Source organism: Roseovarius sp. E0-M6, from assembly GCF_037083845.1.
Taxonomy (GTDB): Bacteria; Pseudomonadota; Alphaproteobacteria; order Rhodobacterales; family Rhodobacteraceae; genus Roseovarius.
On sequence record NZ_JBAPLA010000001.1, the window covers coordinates 340351 to 356979 of the forward strand.

Here is a 16629-nt window from a genome sequence, read left to right on the forward strand (position 1 = left end):
CGGTCTCTCCTTTGTCGTGTGACACCTTTCAACGTAATGCGGCAGACGGGGCGCGCCAGTGGGGCCATCGCGCAGGCCATGTGCGGTGATGCACCGCAGGCGAGCACCCGCGCTTGACTGTGCGACGCGGCTCTGCTCGGGTGACGCGAGCATGAGGGGGAGACGCGCCAATGCGGGATTTTCTGACGGAATATGCCAACCGGATGGCGGATGCCGGGGCGTCGGCCATGCCCCGCAACTACAAGCGGCTTGTTCGGGCCGGGCGCGCGCATCTGCGGGAGGCCGCGGCGTTTGATCGGGAGGCGGTCACGGGCTTTGCGCTTGACCTTGAGACGGGTGTCCTCACCCTTGACATGGGACGCGCGGAGGTCCGGGTCGAGGCACAGGTCGTGGGCACGTGGTCGGACGAGGGATCATTCATGTGGGGCTGGGGCCATCCATCCGTGCCCGCGCCGCTTCAGCAGGCGGCATGGGCCGCGCAGCGGTTCGGTGAGCGGCAGGGGATCGAGGAATTGCTGACCCGTGGCGGCGACACGAGCGAGGCGCAGGTCGCGGAGTTCTGTGCGATCACGGCCTATCTTGCCAATGCGGATGGAGTATTTATCGGAGATCATGGCGGCGGCGGCAAGGTGTGCTGCGTCTGGTTTGGCGCGCCGGATGCAGGCAGCCCACAGCCTTGATCTGTCATGGAAATTTTGGCCGGCTTTAACTTGACTTTCACATGGTGGCGGTAATGCTGGGCGCGGGAGGATGTCGCCATGACGGAATTTTTGCCAAAAGATGTGCAGGCCGGTCTGGACCGCGCGCGCAAGCAGGCGATGCGCAAGGCATCGCGTCTGCGGGTGCATGACGGCCCCGACATCCATCGCGTCCTGCGCGTTTGGGACGGCGGATTCGCGCTTGACGCCGAAACGGCGCCGCAGTTGCGCGGGCTGGTCGATCTCTATGATGGGGCGCGGCACCTCTCGCAATGCCTGATCGTCGCCTCGTCCGAGGAAGAGGGCGAGCGATGCTTTGAATACAAGCGCATGACCGACGCAAGTGGCGAGCAACCTCTTGATTTCTATCGCGCGCCGGACGCGCCCGTGGCACTTCTGCCGGACGTGTGAAGCGGGCCGCGCGCGCCTGCCATATCGCCCTCAGATCAGGGCGTGATAATCACGCGGGTTCCGATGGGTGTGACGCGCCATAGTTCCTCGATCTCGGCGTTGGTGAGCGCGATGCAACCTTCGGTCCAGTCGCCCTTGCGCCGGATAATGTCGGGCAGGAGGTTGGGCTGACCATGAAAGAAGATGTCGCCGCCCGGTGAAACACCAAGCGCCGCAGCATGGGCGCGGTCCTGCGCGCGGGAATAATCGATGCCGAGCGAGAGGTGAAAGGCGCTTTGCGGATTGCGGCGGTCGATGGTGAATTCACCCTCGGGTGTCTTGCCATCGCCTTGCCGTTCCTTGCTGCCGTCGGGCGCGAAGCCGAGTGCGACATTATAGCTGCGCAGCGCCTTGCCATCGCGAAAGACGGTCATGCGGCGGTCGGATTTGTCCAGCACGATCAGGTCAATCTCACCGGTGAGCGGCACGGGCGGCGGCGGCGCGGGGCGCGGCGCGAAGTGCTGCCAGAGCGCCACGGCGAGCAGCACCAAAAGGGCGAGCGCCGCCGTCCGGATCAGCCAGCGTGTCATTGCAGATCGGCGAAAGCATCCTGAAGGCGTGCGACCGCCTCTTTGACGCGCGTGCGGGGTGTCGCGATGTTGAAACGCAGGAAGCTTTCGCCCCCCAGCCCGAAGGTGTGCCCGTGGTTCGGAGCCACGCGCGCCTTGCTCTGGACGCGATCCAGGATTTCCGACATCTCCATGCCGGTGCCGGAAAAGTCGATCCAAGTCAGATAGGTCGACTCGAGCGGCATGGGCGCGACGCCGGGGATGGCGGCCATCCCGGCCTCGAACAGGCGGCGGTTTTCATCGAGATAGGGCACGAGCGCATCGACCCATGCGGCACCCTCGGGGGAATAGGCGGCCTCGGCCATGAAAATCCCGAAGGAATTGGGCGAAATCCCCAGCCCACCCATCCGTGTCGCGAAGCGCGCGCGCAGGGCTTCGTCGGGGATGATCACGTTGCCGATATGGCTGCCGGCGATGTTGAACGTCTTGGTTGTGGCCGTCATCATCACGAGGCGGTCCATGATGCCCGCATCCACGAGTGGCATGGGGATGTGCGTGTGCCCCGGCATCACGAGATCGTGGTGAATTTCGTCGGAGACGAGGATCAGGTCATGGCGGCGGGCAAAATCGGCGACGCCCTGCAATTCCGCGCGCGTCCAGACGCGCCCACCGGGATTGTGCGGCGAACAGAGGATGGCCATGCGCGCGGTGCCGTCCATCTGTGCGTCCCACGCGTCGAAATCCATTTCATAGCGGCCGTCATTGTTGCTCAACTGGCATTCGATCACCCGGCGGTCCGCCGCTTTGATCACCCGCGCGAAGGCGTGGTAGACAGGCGTGAAAAGGACGACGCCATCGCCCGGATCGGTATAGGCATCGACACAAAGGCCGGTGCCGTTGACCAACCCGTGGGTCGAGAAGATCTCATTCCGTGCGACATCCCAGCCGTGGCGTTCGGCCATCCACCAGCGGATCGCGTCGCGATACCCTTGATCTTCACCGTAATAGCCGTAGAGGCCGTGTGCAGCCATGCCATCGACCGCGGCCTGAACGCAGGCGGGAGGGCGGAAATCCATGTCGGCCACCCACATCGCCAGCCCGTCATCGGGCGAGACGCCGTAGAGCGCCTCCATGCTGTCCCATTTCGAGGAATGGGTTCCGCGGCGGTCGATGATCTCGTCGAAATTCATGGGTTGGTTCCTTCTTGCCTGCGGCGGCAAGCTAAAGCGTTTCGCGAAGAACTTGAATCACAAATTTTCGCGAAACGCGGCGCGATATTCAGGCGTTGCGCGCGTTTTGCCTTTCGCTGATATCTCGGGTTAATGGCAAAACCATTTAGCCGAATTGCGCGCAGGCGCAAGACACGTTGCGAAGTGACGCGCGATCGCCTAAATCGACGCCATGAAACGGCCCATTCTCATCCATCCCGACCCGCGCCTGAAGAAGGCCTGTGCCCCCGTGTCCGAGATCACCGACGATCTGCGGGCGCTGGCGGGCGATATGCTGGAAACCATGTATGACGCCCCCGGCATCGGGCTGGCGGCGCCACAGGTCGGTGTGCTGAACCGGCTTATCGTGATGGATTGTGAAAAGGACGAGGAGACCGAGCCCGCCCCGGTGGTCATGATCAACCCCGAGATCGTGGCCGCCTCGGACGAGGTGAATGTCTATGAGGAAGGCTGCCTTTCAATTCCCGAGCAATTTGCCGAGGTGACGCGCCCCCGCGAGGTCGAGGTGCGATGGATCGGACTGGACGGCGAGGAGCACAAGGCGGCCTATGACGGGCTGTGGGCGACCTGTGTTCAGCACGAGATCGACCATCTGGATGGCAAGCTGTTCATTGATTATCTGGGCGCGATGAAGCGGCAGATGATCACGCGCAAGATGGTCAAGCTCAAGCGTGAGAAGGCCCGCGCGTGAGCGTGCGCCCGGTCCTGCGCTGGCCCGACAGGCGGCTTCGGACGCCGGCAGCGGAGGTTGAGGCCATCACCGACAGCGAGCGTGCCGTTTGGGACGACATGATCGACACGATGGAGGCGATGCCCGGTGTGGGGCTTGCCGCGCCGCAAATCGGCGTGATGCGGCGCCTTGCCGTCGTTGACGCGAGCGAGGCGCGCGGGCAGGCGGTGCGCATGGCCAATCCCGAGATCCTACATGCAAGTATCGAGCCGCGCGAGCACGAAGAGGCGAGTCCCTGCCTGCCCGGCGTGAGCGCCACCGTGACCCGCCCGCGCGCCGTTACCGTGAGATTTCTGAACGAGGCGGGCGAGGTGGAGGAGCGTGATTTCGTCGGGCTCTGGGCCACCAGCGTTCAGCATCAGATGGATCATCTGGCGGGGCGCATGTATTTTGACAGGCTGGGCCGCGTGAAGCGGGACATGCTGCTGCGCAAAGCGCGCAAACTGGCATAGGCGTGCGCGGGCGGCTGGGGCTGGATATTGAGTATTTGGGGAAAGATGAAGGACCGTGCGGGTCGTGATGGTTCTTCCCGGCAGTTTGCGGTGAGCCGTAAAACGGAGGCAAAGACGCGATGCGTGTGATCTTCATGGGAACGCCCGATTTCTCGGTGCCGGCGCTGGATGCGCTGATCGAAGCCGGTCACGAGGTGGTGGCGGTTTATTGTCAACCGCCGCGTCCCGCAGGCCGGGGCAAGAAGGAGCGCCCGAGCCCGGTTCAGGCGCGCGCCGAAGACCTTGGCCTTGAGCTGCGCCATCCCGTCAGCCTGAAGACTGCGGACGAGCAGGCGGCCTTTGCGGCGCTTGAAGCGGATGTGGCGGTGGTGGTGGCTTATGGGTTGATCTTGCCGCAGGCCATCTTGCGGGCTCCGGTGCATGGGTGTCTCAACATCCACGCGAGCCTTTTGCCGCGCTGGCGGGGGGCGGCGCCACTTCATCGGGCGATCATGGCCGGGGATGCCGAGACCGGCGTTTCGATCATGCAGATGGATGAGGGGCTGGATACAGGTGCGGTTCTCATGTGCGAAGCGACGCCGATCGGGGCGGAGGAGACCACGGGCGAACTGCATGACCGGCTTTCGGCGATGGGCGCGCGGCTTATTGTCGAGGCATTGGCCCGGCTGGACCGCCTGACACCTGAACCGCAGCCCGCCGCGGGCGTGACCTATGCCGCGAAGATCGACAAGGCCGAGGCGCGGATCGACTGGACCCGGCCCGCGCCGGAGGTCGATGCGATGATCCGCGGTCTGAGCCCGTTTCCGGGGGCGTGGACCGAAATGGAAGGTCCGCGGGTCAAGCTTCTGGCGTCGCGCGTGAGCGTGGGCGAGGGCGTTCCGGGCGAGGTTTTGGACGGTGCCTTGCGCGTGGCCTGTGGCAGGGGAGCGGTTCAGCTTTTGCGCTTGCAACGGGCCGGGGGCGCTGTGCAGGATGCCGAGGACTTCCAGCGCGGCATGCGGCTGTTGCCCGGAACAAGGCTCTGAGGGAGGGCGTGCGATGTTTCCCATGCTGATCGGGACCGTGGTGATCGCGGGGATCGTTGGCTATGTCAGCGAGAAGTCCGGCTTTACCCATAACGGCATCTTGCAGAGCATCATCATCTGTGTGGGCGGCGCGTTCCTTTTCTATTTCGTGCGGATCATGTTCGGCATCCGGTTCGGCGCGCCGGGCATCGACGCGATCCTGTCATCGGTGGGGGCGCTGATCATCGTGCCGACCCATTGGCGCGGACGGAGGTGAGCGGCTTGGGTGTGGTCTATTTGATTGTCATCGGCGCTGCCGCCGGGTTTCTGGCGACCCGGCTGATGAAGATCGAAGCCGGATTGCTGCCTACTGTGGCCATTGGCATCGCAGGCGCGCTGCTGGGTGGTTTTCTTCTTGAACTGGTGCTGACGGCGATGGGATTTCTGGGCGGGCTCGTTGGCGCCGTGCTGGGCGCGCTTGTCCTCATTTGGTTGTGGCAGCGATTTGGACCGCGCGGGTAGCGAGCGCCTTAGCTGCGCGGGGGCCGTGCGCGATAGACCGGCAGCCGCCATCCGAAGGCGAGCGACCCCGCGCGCAGGGCAAAGGTGGCCAGCGCACATGAGCCGAGGATCAGCATCGCATCATCAGTGTGCCGGGCCGTGAACCATGCCGCGAGCGACCCGGCGAGAGCGGCGGTGACGTAAAGCTCTCCTTCGCGCAGGACGAGCGGCACTTGCCCGACCACGACATCGCGCATGAGGCCGCCGAAACAGCCGGTGGCGACGCCCATCAGCACTACGATGACGCCGGGTTGAAGCATTTGAAGCGCAAGCCCCGCGCCTGCCGGCACCGCCACGGCGAGCGCCAGCGCATCAAGCCAGAGCAGCCAGCGGAACCGGCTTTCGACAAGGTGCGCGGTGAAGAAGATCACGATCGCCGCGCCGCAGGCGATGAGGATGTAATCGGGGTTGCCGATCCAGAAGACCGGGTTGCGATCGAGCAGCACGTCGCGCACCGTACCGCCGCCCACCCCGGTGAGCGCCGCGAGAAAGGCGAAGCCCACGATGTCGAGCTGGGCGCGGCTGGCCACCAGCGCACCGGTGAGCGCGAAGACGAGCACCGCGCCGTAATCAAGCAGATCGAGCGCGGTCATGTGCCCTTGCCCGGTTTGAAGGGGGCCATCCCGGCGCGCGCGAGTTCGTCGGCGCGCTCGTTCTCGGGGTGGCCGGCGTGGCCCTTGACCCATTCCCATGTCACATTGTGCCGCTCTTGCGCGGTGTCGAGACGTTGCCAGAGTTCGGCGTTCTTGACCGGCTTTTTCGCCGAGGTTTTCCAGCCGTTCCGTTTCCAGCCGTGAATCCAGCCGGTGACGCCGTTTTTCACATACTGGCTATCGGTGATGATGGTGATGGCGGAGGGTTTGGCCAGCGTCTCAAGCGCGGTGATCGCGGCCATAAGTTCCATCTGGTTGTTGGTGGTTTCGGCCTCGCCGCCCTTGAGTTCGCGCTCTTTCACGACCGCTCGGCCGCGCTTGGCCTGAAGCAGCACGCCCCAGCCGCCGGGGCCGGGATTGCCCGAGCAGGCCCCGTCGGTATAGGCCACAAGCTCAGCCATGGGCGGCCGTCGTGAGGCCGGTCTTGTTTCTTGGTTCGGTCAATGCGTCCTCGTCGTCTTGGGCGATGGTGCGGGCCGGGCCGTCATGCCCTGTGCTGGGCCCGGTGCCATGCCCATATTGAGCCTGTCCGCCGGGCGCAAGATGTGGTCCGGCCAGACGAGCGTTTCGGGCAGGCGGGCGCGGACAGAGCGGTGACCGCGTCTTTGCATCAGCCATGAGCGGCGATCGTGATCCAGTGCGCGGTGGTGCCGTCAAGCCCCGCGTCGGCGCCGGTGCGTGACGAAATCGGGGTAAGGCCCGCTGCGCGCAGCAGGGCGTAGATTTCGTCCTCGGTATAGTAGGTATAGAGCCGCCCGATGGAATCGCGTCGCGCACCGGTGCCGGTTTTCAAGCCGATATGAAAGCGGCCGTCGGGCTTCAAAGCGTGTGCGAGTGCCGCAAGATGGCGCGGCATGTCGGCGCGTGGCGCATGGAGCAGCGAGAAATTGGCCCAGATGCCGTCATAAAGGGCGTCGCCCGCGATGTCGTCGAACGTGGCGACATGGGCGGTGACGCCGGGGTGGGCGCCGGCAAGGCGGACCATTTCGGACGAGGCGTCGGTCGCGGTGACCACATGCCCGGCGCGGGCCATGATCGCTGCGGCGTTGCCCGGCCCACAGCCGAGGTCCAGCACATGCGCGCCATCGGGCAGGGCGGCGATGAAGGCGGAAAGTGCCGTGTCCTTGCCCGTGTCCGAAACCATGGCGGTGTAATCGTCGGCGCGCGCGTCATAGACCGCGATGGTTTTCGGATCGATGCTCATGCCGTGACCGTCACGAAAAGACAGGCCAGCACCACGGCGGTGAGGATGAGGCGCAGGTGCATCCACCATGGCGGCGTGACGCCCGCCCTTGAGAAATACCAGTCGAGCAGCAGCAGCGCGAGAAACCCCGCCATGAGCGCGACGCCCGCCCGTGTCGCACCGCCGCCGGTGGTGAAAAACACCCAGAGCGCGGGCAGCACCGAGAGCGTATAGCCCAACGCCGCCTGCCTGCCTTCGAGTTTCGTCGCGAAGCCCCAAAGGACGCCGGACATGAAGCTGAGGATCACGGCACCGTAGAACAGCATGACATAGGGGGCCACGAAGCGCGGGCCGATGGTGGCGGTGGTCCATGCCGACAGCGTGTCGGATTGCAGCGTCGCGACCCCCCAGAGGAAGGGCAGGAGCCCGGCAAGGCCGAGGATCAGGGGGGCGCGGGGGATGCTCCGGGACATGACCTGCAAATTGGCGCGCTGGCGCGGCGTTGGCAAGGGCGGATGAGGGAGTTTGTTGAGGGGCCGGTGTGTGGGGCTTTGCGGCTGTGCATTAACTGTCGCCGATGACGGCAGTCAGCCCCTAAGCGGACCCACTGACCTTGGTGTGGAACTGCGATAGCTGACTTTCGCCGCGCTGGTGGTGAATTGGGAACTTGCGGGGTTAAGTATGTCTCTGCGAAATGCACAAAGTTCGTTAAGCAGAGCGTCAGGATAGAACCGACCTCTCACAGAGATAAATATCCGAGACGGGAGAAGACAATGAACTCACACCGACTTTCGACACGTAGCATTGGTCAATTTTCGCCTAAAAATTGGCTTCAGGAAGGCGATGGACTTTTTGCATCCTCTCGCAAAACTCGTGAGGTTTGGGAAGAGCATCGCCGTCAATTTTCCAAAACGGTTGCGGACGAAGGACAGCTACGATTCCCAGAAAGGGCTGGCGACATGACTCTATTGACGGGGTTGCCTCGAGCATCGATGCTGCTCCTTGGTTATGCTGTCGAGATGTATCTAAAGGCTGGTATTGCGAAAGCTTACGTTGGTTGTGCAGAGAACATGTTTTCGCGTGATATCAGAAAGCGTTTTGGCCATCATTTCTCATTGATGGCGGAAGAATTGTGCTTTCCCCTATCCGAAGCTGATAGAAAAAACTTAGAGAGATTGAAGAAGATGGTATTGGTGGACGCTCGCTATCCTGTTGAGGTCGGCGAAAACGAAACTCATGCCTCTGCGGTAAACAATCAAACCAGTAGAATATGGTCAAAAGATTCCTACGATGAGCTTGCCGATCTAGTGAAAAGAGTTAACCAACATTCAAGATTAATTGACAGTGATGAAAATGATCCAGCAAACATTTGCGCCTTCGATATAGATCAGGACGGCTACCTTGCATTTCGAGTTGGAGGGCGGTTACCCCCAAGAATTACTTACAAAATCAGCTCAGCTATGAGGGCGAACGGCGAGTCAACAACTGTTGCTGATATAAAGGCACTATTTCATCCTGAAGACCCCAGATTCACACGAATTCTCCACTATTGGGACCACTCCTTCATTTACGAAGATGGCCACGTTAAGCAAAATGGTCACGTCGTGACGAAGTGCCACAGCCGCCCCGCTTCTGAGAATAGCTGACATTCATTCCTACAAGGCGCAAAGTCCTTCACCCTGGGCTCTCACCCAGCTTAGGCACAAGCTATGCGAGCGACCGCTCTGGGGAAACAGTTCAAGCTTTGCAAACTCCACTCCCTGTGCATAGCCGTCCTTCGACCTTACCGCGGTATTTGGCAACGTGGGACTCCTCGCCGTCACCCGAAACACCGCATCCGCCACCAAGGTCAGGCTGGCTCGCGCAGGACGCGGGGCACTTTGAAATGCACGTTCTCGGTGGCGGTTTCGACCTGTTCGATGGTCACGTCGTACCGGTCCGAGAGGGCCGTGATCACCTCGTCCACGAGCACTTCGGGCGCGGAGGCTCCGGCGGTGACGCCGATTGATGTGACGCCTTCGAGGGCGCGCCAGTCGATGTCGGTGGCGCGCTGCACGAGCTGCGAATAGGCGCAGCCAGCCTTGGCGCCCACTTCCACCAGACGGCGCGAGTTCGAGGAGTTGGGCGCGCCCACGACGAGCATCGCCTGCGCCTTGGCGCCGATGGCTTTCACCGCCTCCTGCCGGTTGGTCGTGGCATAGCAGATATCTTCCTTGTGGGGGCCGACGATGGCCGGGAAGCGCGCCTTGAGTGCCGTGACGATGTCGGCCGTGTCATCAATCGACAGAGTGGTCTGGGTGACGTAAGCGAGCTTTGTAGGGTCTTCGACCTTGACCTTCGTGACGTCCTCGACCGTTTCGACCAGAAGAACCGCACCGGGGGGGAGCTGACCCATGGTGCCCACCGTTTCGGGGTGACCGGCATGGCCGATCATGATGATCTGAAGCCCTGACTGATGATGGCGCTCGGCCTCGATATGAACCTTCGAGACGAGCGGGCAGGTGGCATCGACATAGATCATCTCGCGCCGGGCGGCTTCGGCGGGAACGGATTTGGCGACGCCGTGGGCGGAGAAAATGACCGGGCGGTCATCCGGGCAATCTTCAAGCTCTTCGACGAAGACGGCCCCCTTGGCGCGCAGATCGTCGACCACGTATTTGTTGTGCACGATCTCGTGGCGCACATAGACCGGAGCGCCCCATTTCTCGAGCGCGATCTCGACGATCTTGATGGCACGGTCGACGCCTGCGCAGAATCCGCGCGGCGCGGCGAGATAGAGGGTAAGGGGGGGCTTGGCGGTCATGATGTCTCCTGTTGGGAGAGAGGTAAGTCGCGTGACGGGAGCTGTCCAGTGGTGGGGTGGCGCTGAAAGCAGAAGGGCGCCCCGGTGGACGCCCTTCTGTCTGTCAGTCCTGACGCTCGTAAGCTCTTGCGCCGTCGGCCGCGGTTTCACGCGGGGGGCGGCCAATCACCTCTTTGAGGTCATCAAGCTCGATGAAGTTGTCGGCCTGCCTGCGCAGATCGTCCGAGATCATCGGCGGCTGACTGCGGATCGTGGAGACCACGGAAACGCGCACGCCCTGCCGTTGCAGCGACTCGACGAGGGGGCGGAAATCGCCGTCACCCGAGAAGAGCACGATATGATCGACGCGCGGTGCAAGTTCCATCGCGTCAACGGCAAGCTCGATGTCCATGTTGCCCTTGACCTTACGCCGGCCCTGACTGTCGGTGTATTCCTTGGCGGGTTTGGTGACCATGGAGAACCCGTTATAATGCAACCAGTCCACCAGAGGGCGGATCGGCGAATATTCGTCGTTCTCCAGAAGCGCGGTGTAGTAAAACGCGCGCAATAGCTTGCCCCGACGCATGAATTCGGAACGTAGCAGCTTGTAGTCGATATCGAATCCCAGCGATTTGCCCGCTGCGTAGAGATTCGACCCGTCGATGAACAGCGCCAGCCGTTCGTCCTTGTAAAACATCTAAAAATCCTTTCGAATGCCGGATGCCCGCTTGACTGTGCCCCTTGGTAAACTGAGTGGCTTTCGGGGCGCGGAAGGGTTAGAAATAGTTCCACTTCTCGGGATCGGCAAGTAGACCGGCGGGAAATAGCGCAAATATGAACGTTATGTTACAAACCCCGATCCTGATCGCGCTCGGCGGCAACCTTCCGTCCAAGGCCGGCCCCCCCGAGGCCACGTTGCGCGCGGCGCTTGATCTTCTGACCGAGCGCGGTGTGGCCATCGAAGCGGTGAGCCGGTTTTACGACACGCCATGCTTTCCACCCGGTGCCGGACCGGATTACGTGAACGCGGCGGTGCGTGTCGGCTTCGCAGGATCGGCCGCCGAACTTCTGACGCGGATGCATGATGTCGAGACCGAGTTCGGCCGTGCGCGCGAAACGCGCTGGGGGCGGCGCACACTCGATCTTGACCTGATTGCGATGGGTGACACGGTGCTGCCGGATGTGGCGACGCACCGGCGATGGCGCGACCTTGATCCCGGGGAGCAGCGGCGCGTGGCGCCCGACCGACTGATCCTGCCGCATCCTCGCCTTCAGGAGCGCGGCTTCGTGCTGATTCCACTTCTTGACGTTGCACCCGGCTGGCGGCATCCGGTTGAGATGCTCACAGTGCGGGAAATGGCCGAAAATCTGCCGGAAAGCGCCGTCAAAGAGGTGATCCCGCGCTGATTCGGCGCTTGTAAATCACCGTACGGGCGCGTAGATACAAGCCTCTGATACATGCCCATACCGGAGGTCTCATGGCCCGCGTTACGACAGAAGATTGTGTTGACAAGGTTCCGAACCGCTTTGAACTGGTGATGCTCGCGGCCCATCGGGCGCGCGAAATTTCGGCCGGATCGCCGCTGACGGTGGAGCGTGACAATGACAAGAACCCGGTCGTGGCCCTGCGCGAGATCGCGGAGGAAACCCAAAGCGCCGACGATCTGCGCGAGCGTCTGATCGAGTCGAATCAGACCGAGATCGAGGTCGACGAGCCGGAAGACGATTCCATGGCTCTGCTGATGGGTGGCGAAAGCGACAAGCCCGAGGATGACGACATGTCCGAGGAAAAGTTGCTCAGGGCGCTGATGGAGGCTCAGGGCCAAGGTTGATCCGGCCCGGGCCGCACGCGGGGTGAGCAGTCATGATTCCCGTCGAAGACCTCATCACGCTTGTCCGCGACTATAACCCCAAGACCGACGAAAAGCTGATCCGCGCGGCCTATAAGTATGGCCGCGAGATGCACGAGGGCCAGACCCGGCATTCAGGCGAGCCGTATTTCAGCCACCCTGTCGCAGTGGCGGCCATTCTGGCCAGTCAGCGGCTTGACGATGCGACGATCATCACAGCCCTGCTACATGACACGATCGAGGACACCCCGGCGTCCTATGCGACGGTGGAAAAGCAATTCGGCCGACAGGTCGCGGATTTGGTGGATGGGGTCACGAAACTGACCAATCTGCAACTGTCGAGCAGCGAAACCAAGCAGGCCGAGAATTTCCGCAAGCTTTTCATGGCGATGTCCAAAGACCTTCGGGTCATTTTGGTGAAGCTTGCCGACCGGTTGCACAACATGCGCACCATCAAGGCGATGCGCCCCGAAAAACAGGTTCAGAAGGCGCGCGAGACCATGGACATCTTTGCCCCGCTGGCGGGCCGGATGGGCATGCAGTGGATGCGCGAAGAACTCGAGGATCTGGCGTTCCGGGTGATCAATCCCGAGGCGCGGGCCTCGATCATGCGGCGGTTTATCACGCTGACCAAGGAAACCGGCGACGTGATCGAGCGGATCACCGGCGACATGCGTCACGAACTTGACGCGGCGGGGATCGAGGCCGAGGTGTTTGGCCGCGCCAAGAAACCCTATTCGATCTGGCGGAAGATGCAGGAAAAGGAGATGGGGTTTTCCCGTCTCTCCGATATTTACGGATTTCGCATCATCACCGGCAGCGAAGCCGACTGCTATGCGGTGCTGGGGGCCATCCATCAGCGGTGGCGCGCGGTGCCGGGGCGGTTCAAGGATTACATCAGTCAGCCCAAATCGAACGGATACCGGTCGATCCACACCACCGTTTCGGGCCGGGACGGCAAGCGCGTGGAGGTGCAAATCCGCACACAGGCGATGCATGACGTGGCCGAAAGCGGGGTCGCCGCGCATTGGTCCTATCGCGATGGGGTCCGGAGCGAGAACCCCTTTGCCGTCGATCCCGCCAAATGGATCAGTACCCTGACCGAGCAATTTGACGCGGAAGAGGATCACGAGGATTTTCTCGAGGCGGTGAAGCTCGAGATGTATGCCGACAAGGTCTTTTGCTTCACGCCGAAGGGGGATGTTGTCAAACTCCCGCGCGGCGCGACGCCCATCGACTTTGCCTATGCCATCCACACGCGGATCGGCAATGCCTGTGTGGGGTCCAAGGTCGATGGCATGCGCGTGCCGCTCTGGACACGGATCAAGAACGGGCAATCGGTCGAGGTGATCACCGCCGAAGGGCAGATGCCGCAGGTGACATGGCTGGACATCGCCACGACGGGCAAGGCCAAGTCGGCCATCCGGCGGGCGCTGCGCGAACAGGATCGCGATCGGTTCATCAAGCTTGGTCGCGAACTGGCGCGGGCCGCGTTCGAACATGTGGGCAAGAAGGCCACCGACAAGGCGCTCGAAACCGCGGCGCGGACCCTCAGACTTGGGGGGGCGGACACGATTCTCGCGCGGCTTGGGAGTGCTGAACTTACAGCCCGTGAAGTTCTGAACGCCGTCTATCCCGAACTTGTTGCGGAGGAGCATGACCATATCCGGTCGGAGGCGGCGGTCATCGGTCTGAGCCCGGATCAGCATTTCGACCGCGCGCTGTGCTGTCAGCCGCTTCCGGGTGAGCGCATTGTCGGCATCACCTATCGCGGCAAGGGCGTGGTCGTGCATTCCATTGACTGTGAGACGCTGGCCGATTTCGAGGATCAGCCGGGCAGGTGGCTTGACCTGCATTGGCATTCCGGATCGCACCCGCCGATCTATTCCGTGGCGCTTGATGTCACGATCGGAAACGATGCGGGCGTTCTGGGGCGGATTTGCACCTTGATCGGCGAACGTAAGGCAAATATCTCGAACCTGACAATCTTTGACCGCAAACCTGACTTCTATCGGATGATGGTGGATGTCGAGCTTCGCGACGTCGAGCATCTGCACAGCGTGATTTCCACACTGGAGGCCGAGAGCGACGTCGCGGCGGTTGAACGGCATCGTGATCCTGCCCGCGCGGCGGGCAGTGCCGCGGCAATGGAACGGCAGGAGCCCCGGGGTGGTTTTCAAGCGGCGCAATAAGCAAAGTTGGCTGCAATGGCTGGCTGGTCTTGTCTGGCCCAAGGGGGGCTGGGGCCGGGCGATACGCTATGTGAACCACAGGTTGTTCCGACTCCCCGATCCGCCACACCGGATCGCGCGGGGGATTTTCGCCGGCGTGTTCGTGACCTTCACACCGTTCTTCGGGCTGCATTTTTTTCTTGCGGTACTTCTGTCGTGGATCATGCGGGGCAATATCATCGCCGCCCTTCTGGCGACGTTCGTGGGCAATCCGCCCACCTTTGTGGTGATCGCCGCGGTTTCGTTGGAAACCGGCCATTGGCTTCTTGGGCGGCCACCGCCCGCCGAGGTGGACGAGGGCATGTTCGAGCTTTTCTGGCATGCGATCCGAGACTTCTTCTGGAACATCTATGCGCTTCTGACCGGAACCGAGCCGGAATGGGGATCGCTTCCGGTTTTCTATCATGAGGTGTTTTTGCCCTATATGGTCGGCGGCCTTATTCCCGGCGCCATTTGCGCGCTCGCGGCCTATTACTTTTCGCTGCCGTTCATTCAGGCGTATCAGAATCGCCGGCAGGGTCGGATCAAGTCCAAGCTTGCCGAGTTGAAGGAAAAGGCGGCGGCGAAAAAGGCCGCGAAGAAGACCGATTGATGCGGGTCAATTTCGCAATTCAGTCGCGCGGCAAAAGGCTTTAGGCTGAGCCCGACTCGGAATTGGGAGGGCGGAGAATGAAGCCTTTGGGAAAACTGCGCCTTGGCATCAATATCGACCATGTGGCCACGGTGCGCAACGCACGCGGCGGCGAGACGCCAGATCCGGTGCGCGCCGCCAAACTGGCCGAGGCGGCGGGGGCCGATGGGATCACCGCGCATCTGCGCGAGGACCGCCGTCATATCGCGGATGCGGATATCGATGCGCTGATGGCGGCGCTGAACGTGCCGCTTAATTTCGAGATGGCCGCCACCGAGGAGATGCGCGAGATCGCCCTGCGTCACAAGCCGCATGCCGTTTGCATCGTGCCGGAAAAACGCGAGGAGCGCACCACCGAAGGCGGGCTCGAGGTCGCCCGCGAGGAAAATCGGTTGGCCCATTACATCACGCCGCTGCGTGAGGCCGGGTGCCGGGTGTCGATCTTCATTGCCGCCGACAAGCGGCAGATCGAGGCCGCGCATCGCATAGGCGCCGAGGTGATCGAATTGCATACGGGGGCGTATTGTGACGCCCATGCCGAGGGCCGGCTCGAGGATCGGGACCGCGAGTTAGAGGCGCTGCGCGAGATGGCGCGGTTTGCCCATGACCTCGATCTGGAGGTGCATGCCGGGCACGGTCTGACCTATGATACGGTGACACCGGTTGCGGCCCTGCCCGAGGTGATGGAGCTGAACATCGGACATTTCCTGATCGGCGAGGCCATTTTCCGTGGCCTCGAACCCGCGATACAGGAAATGCGCGCGCTCATGGACGCCGCGCGGGCATGATGATCTGGCCGCTACGCTATGCACTGATCTTTCTGGCCACGGCGTTGGGCGTGGGATTTGTTGTGGGCGCAATGGGAAGCGAAGGCAGCACCGGCATCATGGTCACGCTGCATCTTATGGTGCCCGCGATGATCGCGGCGCTGATCGAGGGGATGCAGGCGGCACGCGCACGCGGAGCGGTGCCCCCCCGGACCGCGCTTTGGCGGTTCGCGGTGGTTGCGACGGTCGTCGCGGTGGCCCTCGCGCTGGGGGTTGGGCATCTGGCGGGCGGTATCGCACCGGCCTTTGCCGGGCTGGCCATGGTCGAGAGCGGCGATGCCGCGCGCCTGATCGCCATCTGCGCGGGGGGATACCTACTGTGTAATCGGTTCCTCTATGGACTTGGAGCTGCCAACCATCTCAATACCATGCGCAAACGGGGGGATATCGAATGAAAACCACGATCCTGGCATTGTCCGCACTGATGGCGGCGGGGCAGGCCGCCGCACAAACCGCTGTGGCGTGCGATTGGCGGGCGCGTGCCAGCGCGCTGGCCGAGCCTTGGTCCGAAAACACCGCCACATTCGCGAACGGGAAGGTGCGGCTTGCGCTATTGGACACGGGCGAGCCTGTGTCCGGCGCCTATCACATCCTGATCCTGTCGCCGCCTTACGGAGAACTGGGTGACCGGCAATGTCGGGCCCTTAGCCTGGGCGAGGATATCGGTTTTGCGGGGCTCGATTTCAGCACTCTGGAGTCCGCATACGACCCTGAAACAGGGTTGATCTTCACGATGGACGCAAAACGGTATGATGGCGGATCATTCCTGCCTGCGCGCTTGCGCTTCACGCTCAATCAGGCGACGGGACAGATACGTGGAAGGCTGCGGTGACGGTGGC

Annotated in this window: 24 protein-coding genes; 15 read left to right on the forward strand and 9 right to left on the reverse strand. The window is 62.5% G+C overall.

What is annotated here, in order from left to right:
- The first annotated feature begins 170 nt into the window (after nucleotides 1-170).
- On the forward strand, nucleotides 171-680 hold the full coding sequence (locus tag V8359_RS01695) for a DUF6882 domain-containing protein (RefSeq protein WP_336426962.1): 510 nt from the start codon (nucleotides 171-173) through the stop codon (nucleotides 678-680).
- A gap of 78 nt (nucleotides 681-758) precedes the next feature.
- Nucleotides 759-1109: a hypothetical protein gene (locus tag V8359_RS01700; protein ID WP_336426963.1), complete on the forward strand. Its 351-nt coding sequence runs from the start codon at nucleotides 759-761 to the stop codon at nucleotides 1107-1109.
- A gap of 35 nt (nucleotides 1110-1144) precedes the next feature.
- Here V8359_RS01700 and V8359_RS01705 read toward each other — a convergent pair whose 3' ends face one another.
- Both V8359_RS01705 and V8359_RS01710 read right to left on the reverse strand, forming a co-directional pair.
- Nucleotides 1145-1678 (reverse strand): L,D-transpeptidase family protein, encoded by a 534-nt coding sequence (locus tag V8359_RS01705; RefSeq protein ID WP_336426964.1) that lies wholly within the window; start codon nucleotides 1676-1678, stop codon nucleotides 1145-1147.
- The gene (locus tag V8359_RS01710; RefSeq protein WP_336426965.1) at nucleotides 1675-2847 is read right to left on the reverse strand and encodes a MalY/PatB family protein; all 1173 of its coding nucleotides are present in this window, start codon (nucleotides 2845-2847) and stop codon (nucleotides 1675-1677) included. Before V8359_RS01710 ends, V8359_RS01705 begins: the two co-directional genes overlap by 4 nt.
- A gap of 211 nt (nucleotides 2848-3058) precedes the next feature.
- On the opposite strand from V8359_RS01710, the gene def (V8359_RS01715) reads away from it, so the two are divergent.
- From def (V8359_RS01715) to V8359_RS01735, 5 genes are all read left to right on the forward strand, one after another.
- Nucleotides 3059-3577, forward strand: coding sequence for a peptide deformylase (gene def, locus V8359_RS01715; RefSeq protein WP_336426966.1), 519 nt, complete (start codon nucleotides 3059-3061; stop codon nucleotides 3575-3577).
- A complete protein-coding gene (gene def / locus V8359_RS01720; RefSeq protein ID WP_336426967.1) occupies nucleotides 3574-4068 on the forward strand; it encodes a peptide deformylase in 495 nt (164 codons plus the stop codon). Before def (V8359_RS01715) ends, def (V8359_RS01720) begins: the two co-directional genes overlap by 4 nt.
- A 119-nt stretch (nucleotides 4069-4187) precedes the next feature.
- A complete protein-coding gene (gene fmt, locus V8359_RS01725) occupies nucleotides 4188-5093 on the forward strand; it encodes a methionyl-tRNA formyltransferase (RefSeq protein WP_336426968.1) in 906 nt (301 codons plus the stop codon).
- Nucleotides 5094-5106: 13 nt separating this feature from the next.
- Entirely contained in the window at nucleotides 5107-5349 is a 243-nt protein-coding gene (locus tag V8359_RS01730) for a hypothetical protein (RefSeq protein WP_336426969.1), read from the forward strand.
- A gap of 5 nt (nucleotides 5350-5354) precedes the next feature.
- Nucleotides 5355-5594, forward strand: coding sequence for a GlsB/YeaQ/YmgE family stress response membrane protein (locus tag V8359_RS01735; RefSeq protein ID WP_336426970.1), 240 nt, complete (start codon nucleotides 5355-5357; stop codon nucleotides 5592-5594).
- 8 nt (nucleotides 5595-5602) lie between these two features.
- On the opposite strand, the gene V8359_RS01740 is transcribed toward V8359_RS01735, so the two are convergent.
- The 5 genes from V8359_RS01740 to V8359_RS01760 are packed head-to-tail and all read right to left on the reverse strand — an operon-like array spanning nucleotide 5603 to nucleotide 7942.
- Nucleotides 5603-6226 carry a trimeric intracellular cation channel family protein gene (locus V8359_RS01740; protein ID WP_336426971.1) on the reverse strand — a complete coding sequence of 208 codons (624 nt, stop codon included), beginning with the start codon at nucleotides 6224-6226 and terminating at the stop codon, nucleotides 5603-5605.
- Nucleotides 6223-6687, reverse strand: coding sequence for a ribonuclease HI (gene rnhA / locus V8359_RS01745; protein ID WP_336426972.1), 465 nt, complete (start codon nucleotides 6685-6687; stop codon nucleotides 6223-6225). The genes V8359_RS01740 and rnhA overlap by 4 nt, the downstream gene beginning before the upstream one ends.
- A complete protein-coding gene (locus tag V8359_RS01750) occupies nucleotides 6680-6904 on the reverse strand; it encodes a hypothetical protein (RefSeq protein ID WP_336426973.1) in 225 nt (74 codons plus the stop codon). The genes rnhA and V8359_RS01750 overlap by 8 nt, the downstream gene beginning before the upstream one ends.
- Complete coding sequence (locus V8359_RS01755; RefSeq protein WP_336426974.1) at nucleotides 6897-7490, reverse strand: class I SAM-dependent DNA methyltransferase; 594 nt, start codon at nucleotides 7488-7490, stop codon at nucleotides 6897-6899. Before V8359_RS01755 ends, V8359_RS01750 begins: the two co-directional genes overlap by 8 nt.
- Nucleotides 7487-7942 (reverse strand): DUF3429 domain-containing protein, encoded by a 456-nt coding sequence (locus tag V8359_RS01760; protein ID WP_336426975.1) that lies wholly within the window; start codon nucleotides 7940-7942, stop codon nucleotides 7487-7489. Before V8359_RS01760 ends, V8359_RS01755 begins: the two co-directional genes overlap by 4 nt.
- A 300-nt stretch (nucleotides 7943-8242) precedes the next feature.
- Between V8359_RS01760 and V8359_RS01765 the strand changes: the two genes are divergently transcribed.
- Entirely contained in the window at nucleotides 8243-9115 is an 873-nt protein-coding gene (locus V8359_RS01765) for a hypothetical protein (protein WP_336426976.1), read from the forward strand.
- Nucleotides 9116-9318: 203 nt separating this feature from the next.
- Here the strand turns inward: V8359_RS01765 and ispH are convergent, their stop codons facing one another.
- Together ispH and V8359_RS01775 are read right to left on the reverse strand one after the other, a co-directional pair.
- The gene (ispH, locus tag V8359_RS01770) at nucleotides 9319-10272 is read right to left on the reverse strand and encodes a 4-hydroxy-3-methylbut-2-enyl diphosphate reductase (protein WP_336426977.1); all 954 of its coding nucleotides are present in this window, start codon (nucleotides 10270-10272) and stop codon (nucleotides 9319-9321) included.
- A gap of 103 nt (nucleotides 10273-10375) precedes the next feature.
- Complete coding sequence (locus V8359_RS01775) at nucleotides 10376-10948, reverse strand: LabA-like NYN domain-containing protein (RefSeq protein WP_336426978.1); 573 nt, start codon at nucleotides 10946-10948, stop codon at nucleotides 10376-10378.
- Nucleotides 10949-11085: 137 nt separating this feature from the next.
- On the opposite strand from V8359_RS01775, the gene folK reads away from it, so the two are divergent.
- The 7 genes from folK (at nucleotide 11086) to V8359_RS01810 (ending at nucleotide 16622) form a co-directional block, all read left to right on the forward strand.
- Nucleotides 11086-11658, forward strand: a complete 573-nt coding sequence (gene folK / locus V8359_RS01780; RefSeq protein ID WP_336426979.1) for a 2-amino-4-hydroxy-6-hydroxymethyldihydropteridine diphosphokinase — start codon at nucleotides 11086-11088, stop codon at nucleotides 11656-11658.
- A 71-nt stretch (nucleotides 11659-11729) separates the two neighbouring features.
- A complete protein-coding gene (gene rpoZ / locus V8359_RS01785; RefSeq protein WP_336426980.1) occupies nucleotides 11730-12083 on the forward strand; it encodes a DNA-directed RNA polymerase subunit omega in 354 nt (117 codons plus the stop codon).
- Between the two features lie 32 nt (nucleotides 12084-12115).
- On the forward strand, nucleotides 12116-14293 hold the full coding sequence (locus V8359_RS01790) for a RelA/SpoT family protein (protein WP_336426981.1): 2178 nt from the start codon (nucleotides 12116-12118) through the stop codon (nucleotides 14291-14293).
- On the forward strand, nucleotides 14271-14924 hold the full coding sequence (locus V8359_RS01795; RefSeq protein WP_336426982.1) for a DUF2062 domain-containing protein: 654 nt from the start codon (nucleotides 14271-14273) through the stop codon (nucleotides 14922-14924). Before V8359_RS01790 ends, V8359_RS01795 begins: the two co-directional genes overlap by 23 nt.
- A 77-nt stretch (nucleotides 14925-15001) precedes the next feature.
- Nucleotides 15002-15751 (forward strand): pyridoxine 5'-phosphate synthase, encoded by a 750-nt coding sequence (locus V8359_RS01800; protein WP_336426983.1) that lies wholly within the window; start codon nucleotides 15002-15004, stop codon nucleotides 15749-15751.
- On the forward strand, nucleotides 15748-16185 hold the full coding sequence (locus V8359_RS01805) for an ABZJ_00895 family protein (RefSeq protein WP_336426984.1): 438 nt from the start codon (nucleotides 15748-15750) through the stop codon (nucleotides 16183-16185). Before V8359_RS01800 ends, V8359_RS01805 begins: the two co-directional genes overlap by 4 nt.
- A complete protein-coding gene (locus V8359_RS01810; RefSeq protein WP_336426985.1) occupies nucleotides 16182-16622 on the forward strand; it encodes a hypothetical protein in 441 nt (146 codons plus the stop codon). The genes V8359_RS01805 and V8359_RS01810 overlap by 4 nt, the downstream gene beginning before the upstream one ends.
- Nucleotides 16623-16629 lie beyond the last annotated feature (7 nt).